Source organism: Nostoc sp. NZL, from assembly GCF_015714705.1.
Taxonomy (GTDB): Bacteria; Cyanobacteriota; Cyanobacteriia; order Cyanobacteriales; family Nostocaceae; genus Nostoc; species Nostoc foliaceum_A.
On sequence record NZ_WBKL01000151.1, the window covers coordinates 1 to 16,377 of the forward strand.

Here is a 16,377-nt window from a genome sequence, read left to right on the forward strand (position 1 = left end):
CAAAATTAATGGGACAGACCACTAGTGGTCTGTCCCATTAATTTTGAGGGGGTTGAGAAACGAACCGCAAAGGACGCAAAGGGCGCAAAGGAAGAAAAATTAAGAATGAGTTTACCGATCATATTTAATGAGACAGACCACTAGGTGATGAAGCAGACAAGCTTGAACATACCTTGAACCAGGAATTTCACCAAGCGCACATCATGCGTGATGACCACACACACAAAGAATGGATACAAGCAATCCTCGACTTTATTGCCGGAGGCGAGGCACATGTTGATTTACCGCTTGATGTCCGTGGGACAGCATTTCAAAAACAAGTGTGGCAAGCATTGCAAAAAATTCCCTATGGCGAAACCCGCACTTACACAGATATTGCTCGTGATATTGCCAAACCTCAGGCAGTTCGTGCGGTGGGTAATGCTTGTGGAGCTAATCCGATAGCGCTGATTGTACCGTGTCATCGGGTGCTGCGGAGTGATGGCAGTCTTGGTGGTTATCACTGGGGGATTGAGCGTAAACAAAAACTGCTTATACAAGAATCGAAATTTTTTAAAGATGACTCAAACACCTGAACTAGAATCGTTGACTCAAGAAAGCCTGACCCGTGGTTTAATGGTGCTTGCCAATCTTGATAGCGATTTGGCTCGGATTTTAGAAACACTGGGGCCTCCACCGATGTGGCAAAGAGAACCAGGTTTTGCAACGCTGTTGTGCATAATTCTGGAACAACAAGTTTCCGTAGCGGCTGCAAAGGCTGTATTTACCCGACTATGTGGGGTTGTTGTAACTTTGACAGCAGAAAATTTTCTGATATTAGATGATGTTCAATTGAGAGGAATTGGATTCAGTCGGCAAAAGATTCTATACTGTCGTGGGTTGGCGAATGCGATCGCAACTGGTCAGCTTGACCTCAGCAAGCTGGAAAGAATGGACGAAACTACTATCAGAACTGAGTTAAAGCGCCTCAAAGGTATAGGAGACTGGACGGTTGATATTTATTTGCTCATGGCGCTGCAACGTCCTGATGTCTTTCCTAAAGGCGATTTAGCGATCGCGATCGCTTTACAAAAACTCAAAAACTTGGCGACGCGTCCAACACCAGTTCAACTAGAAGCAATGACACAGCACTGGCGACCGTGGCGAGCAGTTGCTGCAAGACTTCTATGGCACTACTACTTGAGTAATGCCAAATCTTCATAAACTTGCACATAATCATTGCTCCTTGGTACTTGGCAGTTTGTTTAATAAATATAATTAAATGGTAGAAAATCAATTAAGCCTAACACCAGAAAAAGCAGATAAAGCTTCAAAAATCCTGCCGATAATAACAGTTATAACCGCATTATTAGCTTTATCGGCGACAGCAATACTTATTAAAATTGCTGTTAGGGAAATGAGCGCCGCCGCTACATTTTTTAATCGCTTATGGATAGCCACTATTATCTTTGGATTATGGAGTGGAATTAACCAAGCACGGACTCAGATTACGGATGATGAACCTGTATTACGACAGCAATCTTATCCAATCAAAGATATAGCGTTTTTAATAGTAGTGGGTCTAGTTCATGTATTAGGCCGATTATCTTGGACTTGGTCGCTAACCCAGACTGGTGCTGCTAATGCTAATGCGTTAGGTAGTCTCAATCCGCTATTTACTACATTAGGAGGTTGGCTGTTTTTTAATCAAATTTTTGGGCGCAAATTTATCATGGGTTTAATATTAGCCATAATCGGCGCGATCGCAGTTGGATTTGAAGATTTATTACGCTCTAATAATAATTTTACAGGTGATGCTGTTGCCCTCATCTCATCGATATTTTATGCAGCAAACTTTTTACTTATCGAGCAAATCCGCAATAAGTTTTCAATTATTACCATCCTTATGTGGCGCTGTGTCATCGCAACTTCATTAATGCTCCCAGTAGTGCTAATCTTTGAAAAACAAGTTTTCCCAGTTTCTTTGTCAGGTTGGTTAGTAGTATTTGCACTAGGTGCTATTTGTGAAGCCTTGGGTCATGGGCTAATTGTATACAGCCTGAAAACTTTTTCTTCAGGATTCCTCTCTTTACTCTTGCTACTCAATCCAGTGATTGTTGCTATTCTTGCTTGGATACTTTTTTCTGAAAACTTGAGTGTTTTTAACTTCCTAGGTTTGGGTCTAATTTTAGGTGGTATCTATCTAGCTATTTCTACTAAAGAATCTATTAAATCTACAGTTAATATCCCCATGCAGTCCCCAGCGGAAAGTAAATCTTAACAAGTTCGTAGTCAAGACTTTAGTCCTGATTTTCTAAGCACTAAACTACTTACTAGCAACCCTTAAAACTTCATAGACAATTGATTTTTGATAGCGGGCTGGTTCCTGCTTGGCGCGATCGCGGGCACAATTCAGAGCAGCTTGCACTCATTCGGAAGCCACCACCGCGATCGCTGCAAGACTTTTATGGCACTACTAGCTGCAATGCTTTTCGGATAAACCCAACAATCTCTCTTTTGGTCTGGGGAAAGGTTACTCGGCTTGGGGTAAAGGTAAATTCAACGAAGAGGCAGGGGGAAGGGGGCAGGGAGCAGGGAGAAATGACCCCTGACTCCTGCCGTGGAGCAGAGCGGAACATGTTCTTACGTCCCCCACTTCTATTAAGTGGTTCTCGTTCAGGTGGGGTCGAATCCCCATCTTAACTATCCCCCTTGCTCCCTGCTCCCTGCCCCCCTGCCTCTTGTTTAAACCTTTTCCCCCTTAACCGAAAAGTATTGCTACTACTTGAGTAATGCCAATGGGAAGTCGGTTACAGTTTACCCGTAAAGACCCTCTCAGCCGGGCCTGTCATATAAACCCGTTGGTCGATTTCTGACCATTCAATTTGCAGAGGGCCACCTGGTAATTCTATAGTTGCAGTGCGATCGCATTTCCCTGTTAACACTCCAGCTACCAAGGAAGCACAAGCACCAGTCCCACAAGCCAATGTAATCCCAGCACCCCGTTCCCACACCCGCATTTTCAAATAGTCACGGCGTACCACTTGAATAAATTCGGTATTTATGCGTTGGGGAAAAACTGGGTGATGCTCAAATTTCGGGCCTATGATTTCTAGCTCAATTGCTGCTACATCTTCCACAAAGGTAATGCAGTGGGGATTTCCCATATTTACACAGGTGACATCCCAAGTTTGTCCCGCCACCTCTAACAGCTGAGAAATTACTTTTTCTTGAGCGGGTGCAAGAGTGGTAGGAATTTCGCTAGCGAGTAACCTAGGTAAACCCATGTCTACTTTAACTTGACCATCAGATAAGAGTTGGGGAGTCATTACACCACCCAAAGTATGAATGCGATATGAGTCTTTATTCCGGGATTCGCCTTCTAAGTCTGCTAAAAAGCCAGCTAAACAGCGAATGCCATTACCACACATTTCCGGTTCTGAACCATCGGAATTAAAAATCCGCATGGTGTAGTCAGTGCCGTTTTCTCCCGGTAGGGCAAAAATTACACCATCAGCACCGATACCAAAGTGGCGATCGCACAACTTGATGGCTTGCTCTGGTGTCACTACAGGCTCAGATGACGAGCGATTGTCAATCAAAATAAAGTCGTTGCCTAGACCATGATACTTAGTAAATTCGATTGCCATTTCTTCAAGGATGAATTATCAAGGATTAGTTACTCTTTATTTTGCCTTGTAGGTTCATCTTTACTAAAAATGCTTACCGAATTTGACACCACTTTGCCTAGTATTAGACAAGTCCAAAACCTGATTAAACAAACAATACCAGTAGAATTCAAGCTGCTGACTGGTGATGTGATCACAGGAAAGGTTTTATGGCAAGATCCACAGTGTATCTGTATTGCTGATGAAAACAGTCAGCAAACCACTGTTTGGAAACAAGCGATCGCATATATCAAGCCGAAAACAAGTTAGAAGTAGTATTATTTCCGCTTAAATAACCGTCATTGCGACCGAACGCAAGTGCGTCTCGTAGAGAAGGGTAGCAATCTTCCAAAAACCTGTGATAGCTACCCTGCGGGAACGCCAAAGGTAAACTTTAGTTGAAAAATTAGCCATCAGCGACATAAATTATAATATTCTAGCCGCGATCGCCCTTGGCTATACTGCAAAACAACTCAAACTCCGTATATCTGAGTGAAAATCGATAAATTCTTGTAGTTCTTAGTTAGCGTTGGCGCAGCATTCGGCTGCAAAAGTTACTAACGGGGAAGATAAAAAGTCTACATCTGGCTAGACTTTACTATATTTTTAATGAAGTTTAGCTATAGTTCTCACTACCTGTGTTAATCTTAAGTACCCAAGCCGCGCCGCTATTTTTGGTTGCTGTATCTAGCCAATTGTAATTATTAAACTGACATTAAATATTGAGAGATTGAATTATGAAATCCTCTTCTATCACCTTAGTCTTTGTGATTAGTGCACTTGCTCTTCCCCAGAGTGCTTATGCTAACGAAGAAAATGTTCCTATCGATCGCAATCAGGCTGAAGTTCTATTGACAGAGCCAGCCACGATTAACGCTACATGGAGTAATTTTATCGGAGAGACTAATAATCCTAAACAAACTGCTGAATCAATTTCGCTAGTGCAGGATCGAGGTTGCCAAAAGATTAACCCGCTTGAGTTCATCAATAACCCAGAGGCTTTTTTTAAGCAATGTCAAAAGCCAACAAATACCCAAAGTTCTCAAAGTACTGAACCAATTGAGTATCTCAAGGTTCCTAAACTTGACTCTGGTATTAGTGTGACAGTCACTCAATTTTGATATAGGCAATTTTATAACAATAAATAGCTAATTGTTGGTAGTTTAATCTATCTAGATAATTTACGCTAAAACATGGAGCAAATATTTATGCTGGCTGCTTTAGCTCAAAGCAGAAAAGTTTGGCCGGAATGTTTGCCGAACCTAGCAGTCGCCTGTGTAATCATAGATGCCCAAGAGATAATACAATACGCTTAGGTTAAGGCTTAACTCTTTGTCAAACAAAGTCAATTTTTTAACGAACCGCATACTCCTAGGTCGAAGCAAGCTAGCAAGAGCGTCTCGTTAGAGAAGGACGCATAGAAACGTTCGCGTAGCGTCTCCGAAGGAGAAGGGTAGGGCGCAAAGGAAGAGAAAAAAGGGAAGAAAGAAATGCTTAACTGAACTGTATTGAGAGATAATAGCTCAAGAGTAGACACAGGCACCAGGAAAACTCCATCCTGAGGCTGACGCACTTAACCAGATTCAAGGCAAAGCTTTCGACTTTTTGAAAATGTACGTAACTCTTGAACCTTGTTCTTTTCATGGACGCACACCTACATCTGCTTTAGCGATCGCTCAAAATCATCGTATAGATGATATATATATGTATCTATAGTTGATCCAGACCCCCGCAATAATAGTCAGGGATTAGACATTCTCACAAAAGCAGGAAAGACAGTTCATTTTGGGTTATGCGCCAATAAAGTAGATGCTTTTTTGAACTAATATCTAATAAAGGGATGGCTGAAGAGTTAGGTTAAAGTTTCAATATAGTATTGTTTTCCCAAAAATCTTTTCGCTTCAGTCGGATATTAGTGGTGATCGTGGGTCTTGCTGTCTTGATAAGTATTATTCTTGGTGTTAATGTGACCACTGTTACTACTTTTAGTCCAAAAAATGTTTCCAGGAGTAATTACATTGATAATACCGCATTCGATACAGATGTCTGCGTGCATTACGACACAAGTGCAATTTTCACAGATACTTGCGTCTTTGTCGTCCTAAATCCCTAATTACTAATTACAAGTATTTAACCAGACTTTCAATAAACAAGGTAGCTATGCTGTCTTGCAGGAGGTAGAAGAAAAGAAGATTTGAATTGTTTGCTTTTTATAAGGCGCGGTGTACGCCAGTTGAACTGCTCCTAAAAAAGCTGTTATTAAGCAGAGGAGGCTGGGTAAAGTTCTTTCTTCCATGCTTACTTAAAACCTTACATACCCGGCTTGATCTGATTGGAACATGTAGCAAAAATTAGAGGTAAAGAATAGATATTCTATGTTTAATAACTTGTCATTTAATGAAAATAAAATTTAAAAATAACCAGAGCATCATCACTGTAGATCAACAAAGATCAATAATATTATTATGTTTTCAAAACTTAAATTATAAAGTATATAATGTTTTAGTTTTAATAAATTCTTCCTGTAATAAAATCGTTTTTGGAGAAATTTACATTTTTTAGAAACTGCATTGGATAAATAAAGTAATAATTATGTTTCCAGATATGCAATGATCAATAATAAAGCAGTGTAATTGGTTTGAAAGATATGGTGATGATACTTTAGGTAATTGATTTGTCACTACTGATGATGTTATTATTAAAGGGTAGGTTGATTTTGGGTTTATTATCTCCAAGAATTAACTTGTAATGTATCATAGACTAGAATTCATCAGTATTGCCAATTGATTGATTAGCAGTGTGAATGGCTATGGGTCTGAATATCTAGACTTGATACCAATAAATTGATGAGGTTACAGAGGAGCAAATAACCATGAGCAACTTAACATCTCCACATACCGAAGTTCAAAAAACGAAGAAAAAAAGTTTAGCCGCAGATAAAAAACCTCGAGCTACAGATGATATTGTGCGTAGTTATCTGCAAGAGATCGGGCGTGTAGATTTGTTGACTCGTGAACAAGAGGTTATTTTTGCCCAACAAGTGCAGCAGATGATGAATTTACTAGCTGCTAAGGAAGAATTGGCTGTGAAATTAAAGCACGAACCCACGCTGCAAGAATGGGCAGATCAGGTGGAGTCAAGTGTTGAGTTGCTAGAGCAACAGCTAAGTCAAGGACACCAAGCCAAGCAGAAAATGATTCAGGCTAATCTCCGGTTAGTGGTAGCTGTGGCGAAGAAATACCAGCACCGCAACCTGGAATTTATGGATTTAATTCAAGAAGGTACTTTGGGTTTAGAGCGAGGGGTGGATAAATTTGATCCTGCTCTTGGTTATAAGTTTTCTACCTACGCTTATTGGTGGATTCGTCAAGGAATCACACGAGCGATCGCTCAACAAGGACGTACAATTCGTTTACCTATCCACGTCTTTGAGAAACTGAACAAAATTAAGCGGGTGCAGCGTGAATTATCTCAACAGTTGGGTCGTGTTCCCACTACTGCTGAAATTGCCAGCGCGTTATCTTTGACACCTAGCCAAGTTCGAGAGTGTTTGTACTTGGCGCGTCAACCCTTCTCCTTAGAGGCGCGAGTTGGTGAACAACAAGATACAGAATTGCAGGACATACTGGAAGATGATGGCCCTTCTCCAGAAGACTATGCCGTTGAAGAATCTCTCCACCAAGACTTACAAGACTTGTTGGCAAAGCTTTCTCCCCAGCAGCGAGAAATATTAACCCTGCGCTTTGGTCTGACTGATGGATATGAACTTTCTTTAGCACAGATTGGCGATCGCATGGGTATTAGTCGAGAAAGAGTGCGTCAGATCGAGCAAAAAGCCTTGAGTCTCCTACGACGCCAAAAGGAACAAGTACGTAGTTATTTAGCTAGCTGAGATTAATTTTTATAATAAAATAGGGCATTTAAACTCAGGCATTCACCTTAATGGCTGTATTTTATTCAGTCATTTTGGAGGAAAATGAACCTAAGTAATCTCTCTCAAAGATTTGATATGAGCACATCAAAGACAGTGCAACAATTGCAGGCAGAATGGGTGAGTTCTGAAAACTTTCGGCGTTATGGACAGGTAATTTTTGCGAGTCTTGATGGCAAAGCTTATGATGGCGAAGATGCCCAGTTAAACCTGCAAAACGGGATTCCACGATTTTATGTTATGCGGTTGGAGAAGAGAGGGCGAAAGTTTCACAAAATTACTCGCCATGTGCAATGCACTCAATGTTTGGGTTCTTTGGAAGGGAAGGATTGGTTAATTGCAGTTTGTCCTCCTGATAATGATGTAAATGAACCAGCATTAGATGAGATTGCTGCTTTCCGCATTCCGGGGAATTGTTTTATCAAGCTACATGAGGGCACTTGGCACGCTGGGCCCTATTTTGATCATGAAGCTGTGGATTTTTATAATTTGGAACTAGCTGATACAAATGTGGTGGATCATTTCACTCATGATTTTTTTAAGAGCCATCAATTAGAGTTTGAAATGGTATAGGTGAGATTGGGATATATTTTTATTTGGAAGTCCCTTATGGGCATAAACCAGCTATAGATAGCGATGCTTATCCTAGATTTGCGATCGCTATATTCATTTCATTTATATAGTGCTTCTGGATTGAGTTCAATACGCACTTAACAAAACTAGCCCCTTCCTGCAAAGGAAGGGGAGTAAAGCCTGTGAAAAAGAGGGTTAACCCAACGCGGATTTTAACTCACTTTCTGCTTGTTCCAACGCTTCTGGTAATTTACTCGCATCGCGTCCGCCGGCTTGGGCTAAGTTTGGTCTTCCACCGCCACCGCCACCGCAGATTTTAGCGATCGCACCTACAAATTTACCAGCTTGCAAACCTTTTTTGTTCACTTCAGAACTAAAAGCTGCAACTATGCTGACTTTCCCTTCTTCAGGAACAGAACCCAGCACCACTGCACCATTACCGATTTTTTGCAACAAGCGTTCGGCTGCGGTTTTCAATGATTCTGGATCAACATCTTCTAATTGGGAAACGATAATTTTAAAATCGCCTACAGTTTCTGCTGTTTGTAGCAAGCTGTCAGATTTTGCGATCGCTAACTGTACCTTCAAGGTTTCCAATTCTTTCTGACTAGTTCTAAGTTCGCTTTGCAGACTTGTGATTCTGTCTGGTAATTCTTCGGGTTTAACTTTAAAGCGATCGCTCAAATCCTTAACAACTTTATCCCGAAGATTGAGATAATCCAGTATTGCTGGCCCCGAAACAGCTTCAATACGCCGCACGCCAGAAGCCACACCAGCTTCTGAGATAATTTTAAATACGCCAATTTCAGCCGTGTTACTCACATGAGTTCCACCGCATAGTTCCATTGATACGTTGGGGAAGTCAATCACGCGCACTTCGTCGCCGTATTTTTCACCAAACATGGCAACAGCACCCCTAGCTTTCGCCTCTGCTAAAGGTAATACTTCCACCTTTGCAGCATGTGCTTGCGCAATCCAAGTGTTCACTTGTTCTTCAATTTGTTGGACTTCTTCTGCTGTCAAAGCGCGGGGACAGTTGAAGTCAAAGCGTAATCTGTCAAAGGAAACTAGGGAACCTGCTTGAGATATGCCATCATCAACAATTTTTTTCAACGCCGCTTGCAACAGGTGCGTTGCGGTATGGTTAGCTTGGGCGCGACGGCGACAAGCAGGATCAATTTGGGCGGTGACGCGATCGCATACGCGCAGTGTACCGCGTTCGATGCGTCCGAAGTGAACAAAGAAATCAGATTCTTTCTTCACATCTTCCACTCGAACTACGATACCATCACCAGAAATATAACCGCGATCGCCGATTTGTCCCCCAGATTCAGCATAAAATGGCGTTTTGTCAAGGACAATTTGCACCTGTGTCCCCGCTTCTGCTTCCTCTTGGGAAACACCTTCTACCAAAATCGCTTCAACTTTTGCCGTCGCCGCCGATTGAGTATAGCCTAAAAACTCGGTGACTTGAATGTGTTCTGCCAATTTGTCGAGGGAACCTTGCACAGTTAAATCGATGGTTTCGTGTGCGGCTTTGGCACGTTCCACCTGTTTTTGCATTTCGGCATTGAATCCCGCTTCATCGACTGTCAGATGATTTTCTTCGGCAACTTCTTGAGTAAGTTCGAGGGGAAATCCGTAGGTGTCATAGAGGGTAAATGCGCTTTCACCGCTAATTTGAGTTTCCCCTCGCTGTTTTACCTCTTGGATGATTTCTTCTAGGAGTTTTTCACCTCTATCCAGAGTTCTAAGAAAATTGGATTCTTCCCGTTGCAACTCAGCTTTAATTGCTGCTTCCCGTTGGCGCACATTGGGGTAAGCTGATTCCGAAAGAGCGATCGCAGTTTCGGCAACTTGGTTAGTAAATTCGCCAGAAATCCCAATTAATCGCCCATGACGCACTACACGCCGAATTAACCGCCGCAGCACATAACCCCGTCCCACGTTGGAAGCGCGAATTTCATCAGCGATCATGTGGACAACAGAACGAATGTGATCACCAATCACTTTTAGAGAGACTTTGGTTTTCTCATCGCTGCTGTGGTAATCAATGCCAGCAATTTTCGCGGCTGTTTGGATAATTGGGAAAATCAGGTCAGTTTCGTAGTTATTGGGTACTTTTTGGAGGATTTGCGCCATTCTCTCCAAACCCATGCCAGTGTCAATGTTCTTGTTTTGTAGTGGCGTTAAATTCCCCGACGCATCCCGGTTATATTGCATGAAGACGAGGTTGTAAAACTCGATGAACCGGGAATCGTCTTCTAAATCTATATTTTCGTCACCGCGTTCTGGGTGGAAGTCGTAATAAATTTCTGAACAAGGGCCACAAGGGCCAGTCGGGCCAGATACCCAAAAATTATCGTCTTCGCCCAAGCGTTTAATTCTTGCTACCGGCACACCGATCTGATCGCGCCAAATTCCAAAGGCTTCATCATCATCTTCAAAAACGCTGACGACAAGATTTTGAGGGGAGAAGCCAAAGACTTGTGTGGAGATTTCCCAACCCCAAGCGATCGCTTGTTCTTTAAAATAATCACCAAAGCTGAAATTACCCAGCATCTCAAAAAACGTGTGATGCCGTTTGGTGCGTCCGACATTTTCGATGTCGTTGGTGCGAATACACTTTTGCGAAGTTGTAGCCCGCTTAAATTCTGGTGTGCGCTGCCCCAAGAATATCGGCTTAAATGGTAGCATCCCCGCGATCGTCAGCAGCACGGTTGGATCTTCTGGCACGAGGGAGGCACTTGGGAGAATTTGGTGACCTCGTTGGGCAAAGAAGTTGAGGAATATGTTGCGAATTTCGTTACCGCTTAGGTACTGGGGATTTGAAGACATGGGTGTTTTTAACTTTAGACTTTAAGACTTGGGCGTAGCGGCACTAAGTAGGTGTATTTTCATAAATAGCTTTATATATTCTTGCATTTTGTTTCATATTACTGCCAGCGAATTGTACCAGTCGATGATATACATGCAGCTACTAGAATGCTATTACGCTACTACTTACTTGGGCAGGATGTGCGTAGGCGTAGCCCTTCTCCTGTCGGAGACGCTGCGCGAACGGCTGCGCTCAGGAACCACCCGTCGTAGACATCGCCTTTTAGTCGTTAAGATTAATCCTTAAGAAATAGTTTAAAATTCCCATAGTGAGGTAACAAATGGCACTAAAACTGAAAGTATCAAATATTGCTTGTGAGGGATGTGCAGAAACAATTACTGAATCTATTCACATTATGGAACCTGAGGCTAAGTGTGGATGTTGATATTAATGCTAAAACTGTCACGGTAGAATCCGCAGCTTCTGAGGAGTCAATCAAACAGGTAATTGTTGCTGCTGGTTATGCTATTGAAGGTTATTGAGCAGATTCTAGCTTTTCACAGAAGTTTAGATTTTAATCTCTCAGGCTAGGCTAACAAAATTTTTTATATTTATTCTGCCTATAGAAAGGGCGGAATCGAAGCAATATCCCTATATTAGGGGCAGGTTTTAACATCGAGTTTTTTATTTGGCTTTTTTTCTGGATTGTTATGATGTTGCGACCAATTAAAAAAAGATGTGGATTAAGTAAACAAGCAAACACAGATCAAGCATAGATAGAAACATTTTGTTTATCCTTTTAACAGATTTTACAACTTTAGTTTACATCTGATTTAAAGTGTAAATTTTTTTACCAAATAATTTCGATCTGTAATTGTAGGATATGTTACCAGCAAGCTACTACCTGTAGTAGGAAAGAGTTTTGCTGTCTATTTGATTCGCATTTTTTTTTGCAATTCAGCTCCTACCTTGATACTTGGTAAAAGCCTAGTTTCTAAAGAAAAAGGCTGAGGTAATCTATGGGAAAAAACTTTTTTAATTCAATGATGAAATTTCAGACTTCATCATTGAATTAAAATTTTTAATGATTTCTTCATTTTTCTACTTGGGAAGAAATTTTACTGCCTAATTTGGCTGTTATTACAAACTATTTATTTTTGTAATTTCATCAGAAAAATAATACCTAAGAGACTACAGCAATAGTTTTTATACATTCAAATAATATTCAGTATTATTACTGTTTAAAAAAAAGACTCTAAAGAAGACATTAGTTGTCATAAGTGGAAGTTTCAAAAACTGGAGTAGTAAATATAAAGCCTTAAAAGGAGATTAAAGTTGGAAAATTACAGTAGATTCGGTGTTCAAAAAAAATATATAACAAGAAATATAACGTTGCCTAAAACATCATATTTAGTATTAGGCGGCAATAGTAGCAAGTAACTCAAGTTAATCTTTTTAAAATTTAAATAGGATAAAAAATAAAGCAATGAATATTTCTATTCTGGTCTTTGGAAAAAATAACTTTATCGCCACACTTCCAGATCAGATTCGTTATGCGACTGCTTTTAGTGTAGAAATTATAAACAATCTTAATCAGGCAGTATCACAAATTCAAATGACACCCCCCGATATCATATTTGTGCAGGCTAGCCTACATGGCAGCATGGAACTTTGCAGTTGGTTGAAAGACCAGACAAAACTATCTTGGATATACTGTATTCTATTCGAGGATCGTTCCCAGCAGCTTACTGATAGAAATAAGTATGGTTGGCAAAGAGAATTGGAGATGAGTGCTGCGGCATTAAAGCAAGGAGCCGATGCTTATATTTGGCATCTTATTGAAGAAAAAACAGACCATAGCTTGGCAGAGTTGACCGCCAATCATGGACTAATACTTGCTCAATTAAGTGTTGGCTTGCGGAAAGCGCAAAAATACCGAGATTTGATTCGGACAAATGATATGTTATCAGCGATCGCCTTAGCCGATTCGCTGACAGAATTAAATAATCGTCGTGCTTTAGAATGGGACTTACCCAGACAAATTAAAAGAGCTAGGACTCAAAAAATCCCCCTGAGTTTGATTATTCTGGATGTAGACCATTTCAAGAAAGTTAATGATACTCACGGGCATTTAGTAGGCGATCGCATCTTGCAGGTGTTATGTCAGCGTCTGCGACACAATCTGCGCTGTCAAGACACAGCATTTCGCTATGGTGGCGAAGAATTTGTGATTCTTCTGGCTAACACCACCGATGAAGAAGCACTATTAGTGGCCCGTCGTCTGAATCGTGTAGTCAGCGATGAACCATTTGCACTCAGCAATAAATTGACAATTAATATCACTATTAGTCTGGGCACAGCCTCTCTGCAAGATGAGGATGATGATCGAGGAGAGAGTCTGTTGCATCGTGCCGATCAATGTCTGTTACAGGCTAAAACTGCTGGGCGTAATCGGGTTATTAACTCGAACTTATCTCATGTCTCACACTTGAAAGCTGTTTCTTCTTAAAAGTGAGCATGAAATATTGGGCATTGAGGATTATTATTCTTTCCCTACTCCTAACTCAGCCTGACAATCTTCTACCGAAGTGCGTTCTCGCATGGCATTCACTAAAGCCTCATAGCTAGACCAATTTTCTTGCAGTAGGGTTTTTGCCTGGAGGGCATGAAACCGTAGTTTCTGCTGATAAGCTGATTCAGAAAAGCCCAAAATTGTTAATACTCCTATCAGCTTGCTTTTATCATCACCTCCACCCTCGGCGTTATTAAAAACTAGGGTTTCAGCAGCAATACCTGCCATCCAAACAGTGCAGTAGCGGTCTAGCATTTGGGCACTGATTTTACCCACTTCTAGTTGAGATGCTAATTCGCCATCATCAAAGCTAACGCCGCCTTGTCCAGGTTGCTTCTGTTTCCAAGCTTCCCAAGCGCTGAGTGTGTAGCCAGTAACGGGTATACCTAACAGGTAAGCAACCAAAAAATGCCCCGCTTCATGGTGGAGGATGCGATCGCGGTGTTCACTTGAAAAACCAGCAATCCAATCTAAAAAGATAGTACCACCCTTGCCTTGCAAGCTAAAACTATCAAAAGTGGCTATTCCCAAAATAGTGAAGGTAGCAAGCGCTGGCACTGCCGGCGACAAATTTAAGAATGGCCCCAGCAGTACCGATATGGTCATGAGAAAGATAGATATTGCAACTAAATTTAGGGTAGTTTGGCTCATTGAAGGTTTTCTGAGGATCTACTTAATCTTTCTTCATTATGAGGCGATATCTACGAAGGGCTATGCCTATGCACAGTTTTTGTATCAAGCTGATTGTACAGTTAGTCTGCCTGATATTTTTGTCAACTTAAAGCATCTTTGACTTTCCGCTTTTTTAAGAAACTGGACATGAATGGTCGTTCAAAGAATAAGTAAAACCAATAAGCAATGATCAGTGACATTGCCGTGCCTAGTAAGTAGGATGCTGCCGCAAACATACTGTTAAATGGTTGCCTGTGTTCAGATAAACCCACACGGGCAAACCTGCTAAAAAATCAGTTTGAAGATGACAAAGGTAATTCTGTAGACTTGGCAATTTCTTTACCGTCACGGCTTTTAATTACTCGTGCAGGGATGCCTACAGCTACCGAAAATGGGGGAATATCTTTAGTCACAACAGCGCCAGCACCAATAACGCTGCTTCTACCAATGGTGACACCATCTAATACTTTTACCCCATGACCTAGCCAACAGTCATCCTCAATCACGATCCCCTTACAAGTAATGCCTTGGTATTTGATTGGCTCCGTTGGATCTGTAAAGTTGTGATTATTGGCATATACTCCAGTATGGGCTGCAATCAAACAGTGCTTGCCAATTTTGATGTCTCCAGGGCCAGAAATACAAACGCTAGGGCCAATAAAAGTATCTTGACCAATGTCGATACAAGTGTTATTTAGTGCCCCAATTACAGTGTTACGTTCAATTACAACTCCATTTTTTAGATGAATTCTATTGTTTTCGTGGCCTCTTCCATCTATACGAACACCTTTGAAAATATAAACTCCATTGCCAATTTCGATAGAATCAGTACTGATAAATTCAACGCCATCTTGAATATAAACGGAACTACCTATCTGGGCAAAAATAGTGCGGTATAGCAAATCACGTAACTTTACACCGCCAAAAATAGTTGGAATATCGCCTATAAAAGTAGTTAACAAAAGTTGTTGAAACCGCTTCATTTTTGAAAAATGTTTCAAGTTATTCATAGATCTATTCTTCTCAAATAAATTGTGGACTTGGAGATTTGTAGATTTGTGTAATACCTAAGTAGCAACAAACATCCTGTGTTTAATTTTTGCTATTTACCATCTAAATCTGCATTCTTTAGATTACAGATTAATAAAAAAATAAGATGGCTAATATCAAGTTTTTCAAATATTTGAAAAACCCAAGGTAACCTCTAAGGTTAGAGACTATTAAATACAAGGGTTATTTAATTGTTAGAAGGCTATACAAGAAATGCTGTATTTATTTACAAGCAAATTCTTTAACTAATATTTACTATATGTACTTATTTAGAAATTAGAGAAAATACTTTTTTATATTTGTCCCTGATTAATACTGAAGCTTAATGCTTTACCACAACATCAAACACCTAACTCTCGATGTGTATTAGTTAGCAATTTGACAAGCTACTATAATTCAGATATTCAGTTATCAAACATCAAAGTAGTTATTTCAATTCAATTACATCTGTTTATGCTGTTCCAAAGTCGGCATAAAATTTCCTCGCTGCCATCAAAATGTAATTGTTGAATTCCTCATAAAATTTCCAAGCAAGTACAAGCAGGTTAAATTAGGGGGGAGTATCTCCTACTTCAGCCATCACATTAAAGTTAATCATCGGAGCAAACAAATAAACACTTCCCCGATTACTATAACGGCTTACTTGCAGCCAGTTTTTAGAGTCTGCTGCTGTTGTCATCATTACGTACAAAGAGAATTTACATATTCACTAAAGTGCCTTTATAGTGACACAAATAGTGTGCTTCCACTATCCTAAAAGAGACTTACGAATTTATTGTAAACAACAAGTAAAGTTTAAAATAAAAATATAAAGTTTTGAAAATAAACGTAGTTTTAATATACGTGTTTTTATAGTCTAAGGCATGAATGATACTAGTCAAAAGCTGTTATTAATTAAATAGATAACAAATAGAAATCAGGGTAAATACAGATATCAAAAAGTGACTATTTATTTTAGTTTTGGTGCTTCATTAGACTGTTAGTTTTACCGTTAATTGGTAAAGAACTTGGAATAGCCGCAGCTCAAGCAAACCTCAAGAATCGAGAAGGGAACGGATTCCCCCGCATAAAGTAAATGGTGTGGAAACCCCCTTTCCAAGGAGGTTGCCGCAGG

The 16,377-nt window shown here is 40.5% G+C and carries 15 protein-coding genes and 2 pseudogenes; 11 read left to right on the forward strand and 6 right to left on the reverse strand.

The annotated features are described in order from the left end of the window. The first annotated feature begins 203 nt into the window (after positions 1–203). The 4 genes from F8R90_RS33010 (at position 204) to F8R90_RS21065 (ending at position 2,682) form a co-directional block, all read left to right on the forward strand. The gene (locus F8R90_RS33010) at positions 204–575 is read left to right on the forward strand and encodes a methylated-DNA--[protein]-cysteine S-methyltransferase (protein ID WP_331000689.1); all 372 of its coding nucleotides are present in this window, start codon (positions 204–206) and stop codon (positions 573–575) included. Then, on the forward strand, positions 559–1,203 hold the full coding sequence (locus F8R90_RS21055) for a DNA-3-methyladenine glycosylase family protein (protein ID WP_196512302.1): 645 nt from the start codon (positions 559–561) through the stop codon (positions 1,201–1,203). The genes F8R90_RS33010 and F8R90_RS21055 overlap by 17 nt, the downstream gene beginning before the upstream one ends. A 58-nt stretch (positions 1,204–1,261) precedes the next feature. Then, a complete protein-coding gene (locus F8R90_RS21060; protein WP_196512303.1) occupies positions 1,262–2,260 on the forward strand; it encodes a DMT family transporter in 999 nt (332 codons plus the stop codon). An 80-nt stretch (positions 2,261–2,340) separates the two neighbouring features. Then, positions 2,341–2,682 (forward strand): hypothetical protein, encoded by a 342-nt coding sequence (locus tag F8R90_RS21065; protein WP_196512304.1) that lies wholly within the window; start codon positions 2,341–2,343, stop codon positions 2,680–2,682. A 107-nt stretch (positions 2,683–2,789) separates the two neighbouring features. Here the strand turns inward: F8R90_RS21065 and dapF are convergent, their stop codons facing one another. After that, positions 2,790–3,629 carry a diaminopimelate epimerase gene (dapF, locus tag F8R90_RS21070; protein ID WP_196512305.1) on the reverse strand — a complete coding sequence of 280 codons (840 nt, stop codon included), beginning with the start codon at positions 3,627–3,629 and terminating at the stop codon, positions 2,790–2,792. 69 nt (positions 3,630–3,698) lie between these two features. Here dapF and F8R90_RS21075 point away from each other — a divergent pair, with 69 nt between their 5' ends. From F8R90_RS21075 to F8R90_RS21100, 5 genes are all read left to right on the forward strand, one after another. Further along, positions 3,699–3,917: an Hfq-related RNA-binding protein gene (locus F8R90_RS21075; RefSeq protein WP_196512306.1), complete on the forward strand. Its 219-nt coding sequence runs from the start codon at positions 3,699–3,701 to the stop codon at positions 3,915–3,917. A 467-nt stretch (positions 3,918–4,384) separates the two neighbouring features. Beyond that, positions 4,385–4,768 (forward strand): hypothetical protein, encoded by a 384-nt coding sequence (locus F8R90_RS21080; protein ID WP_190896398.1) that lies wholly within the window; start codon positions 4,385–4,387, stop codon positions 4,766–4,768. 803 nt (positions 4,769–5,571) lie between these two features. Beyond that, positions 5,572–5,760 carry a DUF3172 domain-containing protein gene (locus F8R90_RS33895; protein WP_442946753.1) on the forward strand — a complete coding sequence of 63 codons (189 nt, stop codon included), beginning with the start codon at positions 5,572–5,574 and terminating at the stop codon, positions 5,758–5,760. A 759-nt stretch (positions 5,761–6,519) separates the two neighbouring features. After that, positions 6,520–7,539, forward strand: a complete 1,020-nt coding sequence (locus tag F8R90_RS21095) for an RpoD/SigA family RNA polymerase sigma factor (RefSeq protein WP_230966560.1) — start codon at positions 6,520–6,522, stop codon at positions 7,537–7,539. Between the two features lie 117 nt (positions 7,540–7,656). Then, complete coding sequence (locus F8R90_RS21100; protein WP_196512308.1) at positions 7,657–8,151, forward strand: ureidoglycolate lyase; 495 nt, start codon at positions 7,657–7,659, stop codon at positions 8,149–8,151. A gap of 195 nt (positions 8,152–8,346) precedes the next feature. Here F8R90_RS21100 and alaS read toward each other — a convergent pair whose 3' ends face one another. After that, on the reverse strand, positions 8,347–10,989 hold the full coding sequence (gene alaS, locus F8R90_RS21105) for an alanine--tRNA ligase (protein ID WP_196512309.1): 2,643 nt from the start codon (positions 10,987–10,989) through the stop codon (positions 8,347–8,349). A 320-nt stretch (positions 10,990–11,309) separates the two neighbouring features. Here alaS and F8R90_RS21110 point away from each other — a divergent pair. Then, positions 11,310–11,511: pseudogene (locus tag F8R90_RS21110) on the forward strand (heavy-metal-associated domain-containing protein). Between the two features lie 944 nt (positions 11,512–12,455). Then, positions 12,456–13,478, forward strand: coding sequence for a GGDEF domain-containing protein (locus tag F8R90_RS21115; protein WP_196512310.1), 1,023 nt, complete (start codon positions 12,456–12,458; stop codon positions 13,476–13,478). Positions 13,479–13,511: 33 nt separating this feature from the next. Here F8R90_RS21115 and F8R90_RS21120 read toward each other — a convergent pair whose 3' ends face one another. The 4 genes and pseudogenes from F8R90_RS21120 to F8R90_RS33505 form a co-directional block, all read right to left on the reverse strand. Continuing rightward, positions 13,512–14,192: an ATP-dependent Zn protease gene (locus tag F8R90_RS21120; protein ID WP_196512311.1), complete on the reverse strand. Its 681-nt coding sequence runs from the start codon at positions 14,190–14,192 to the stop codon at positions 13,512–13,514. Positions 14,193–14,314: 122 nt separating this feature from the next. Continuing rightward, positions 14,315–14,449, reverse strand: a pseudogene (locus F8R90_RS33015) (acyltransferase family protein); the annotation flags it as partial. Positions 14,450–14,506: 57 nt separating this feature from the next. Beyond that, positions 14,507–15,223 (reverse strand): acyltransferase, encoded by a 717-nt coding sequence (locus tag F8R90_RS21125; RefSeq protein ID WP_196512312.1) that lies wholly within the window; start codon positions 15,221–15,223, stop codon positions 14,507–14,509. A 590-nt stretch (positions 15,224–15,813) separates the two neighbouring features. Further along, complete coding sequence (locus F8R90_RS33505) at positions 15,814–15,945, reverse strand: hypothetical protein (protein WP_269141781.1); 132 nt, start codon at positions 15,943–15,945, stop codon at positions 15,814–15,816. Between the last annotated feature and the right edge of the window lie 432 nt (positions 15,946–16,377).

What these genes read in the sequence shown, in the direction of transcription:
- F8R90_RS21080 (WP_190896398.1), top strand. Translation starts at nt 4,385, where the DNA reads ATGAAATCCTCTTCTATCACCTTAGTCTTTGTGATTAGTGCACTTGCT.
- F8R90_RS33505 (WP_269141781.1), bottom strand. Translation starts at nt 15,945, where the DNA reads ATGATGACAACAGCAGCAGACTCTAAAAACTGGCTGCAAGTAAGCCGT.
- F8R90_RS21100 (WP_196512308.1), top strand. Translation starts at nt 7,657, where the DNA reads ATGAGCACATCAAAGACAGTGCAACAATTGCAGGCAGAATGGGTGAGT.
- F8R90_RS21055 (WP_196512302.1), top strand. Translation starts at nt 559, where the DNA reads ATGACTCAAACACCTGAACTAGAATCGTTGACTCAAGAAAGCCTGACC.
- F8R90_RS21120 (WP_196512311.1), bottom strand. Translation starts at nt 14,192, where the DNA reads ATGAGCCAAACTACCCTAAATTTAGTTGCAATATCTATCTTTCTCATG.
- F8R90_RS21095 (WP_230966560.1), top strand. Translation starts at nt 6,520, where the DNA reads ATGAGCAACTTAACATCTCCACATACCGAAGTTCAAAAAACGAAGAAA.
- dapF (WP_196512305.1), bottom strand. Translation starts at nt 3,629, where the DNA reads ATGGCAATCGAATTTACTAAGTATCATGGTCTAGGCAACGACTTTATT.
- alaS (WP_196512309.1), bottom strand. Translation starts at nt 10,989, where the DNA reads ATGTCTTCAAATCCCCAGTACCTAAGCGGTAACGAAATTCGCAACATA.
- F8R90_RS21115 (WP_196512310.1), top strand. Translation starts at nt 12,456, where the DNA reads ATGAATATTTCTATTCTGGTCTTTGGAAAAAATAACTTTATCGCCACA.
- F8R90_RS33010 (WP_331000689.1), top strand. Translation starts at nt 204, where the DNA reads ATGCGTGATGACCACACACACAAAGAATGGATACAAGCAATCCTCGAC.
- F8R90_RS21060 (WP_196512303.1), top strand. Translation starts at nt 1,262, where the DNA reads ATGGTAGAAAATCAATTAAGCCTAACACCAGAAAAAGCAGATAAAGCT.
- F8R90_RS21125 (WP_196512312.1), bottom strand. Translation starts at nt 15,223, where the DNA reads ATGAATAACTTGAAACATTTTTCAAAAATGAAGCGGTTTCAACAACTT.
- F8R90_RS21075 (WP_196512306.1), top strand. Translation starts at nt 3,699, where the DNA reads ATGCTTACCGAATTTGACACCACTTTGCCTAGTATTAGACAAGTCCAA.